A 647-nucleotide genomic window follows, 5' to 3' on the forward strand; every position below is an offset into this window, starting at 1 on the left:
GGAAAAAAAAGAAGTAAAAAACCACAGTTTATTCTTGACAGGGAGGGAGTAGTTTGATAGAATATAATAGTTGTCGCGAGAGAGCGTATCTCACGTGAGAGCGATAGACCTTTGAAAACTGAATAAAGTAGAATGACTATATGCGAGAAGGGAACTTCTTGTATACCAACTGTCAATTCAATAATGAAAGACAAAACAACAGCCAGTTCATTTGATGAACTAAATTTAAATGAGAGTTTGATCCTGGCTCAGGACGAACGCTGGCGGCGTGCCTAATACATGCAAGTCGAGCGATGATTAAAGATAGCTTGCTATTTTTATGAAGAGCGGCGAACGGGTGAGTAACGCGTGGGAAATCTGCCGAGTAGCGGGGGACAACGTTTGGAAACGAACGCTAATACCGCATAACAATGAGAATCGCATGATTCTTATTTAAAAGAAGCAATTGCTTCACTACTTGATGATCCCGCGTTGTATTAGCTAGTTGGTAGTGTAAAGGACTACCAAGGCGATGATACATAGCCGACCTGAGAGGGTGATCGGCCACACTGGGACTGAGACACGGCCCAGACTCCTACGGGAGGCAGCAGTAGGGAATCTTCGGCAATGGACGAAAGTCTGACCGAGCAACGCCGCGTGAGTGAAGA

The 647-nt window shown here is 44.8% G+C and carries 1 rRNA gene; it reads left to right on the top strand.

Going from position 1 to position 647, the window contains the following annotated elements:
• Nucleotides 1-225: 225 nt before the first annotated feature.
• Nucleotides 226-647, top strand: a 16S ribosomal RNA gene (locus D1643_RS11275); the annotation flags it as partial.

This window comes from Enterorhabdus sp. P55, assembly GCF_009911695.1.
Taxonomy (GTDB): domain Bacteria; phylum Actinomycetota; class Coriobacteriia; order Coriobacteriales; family Eggerthellaceae; genus Enterorhabdus.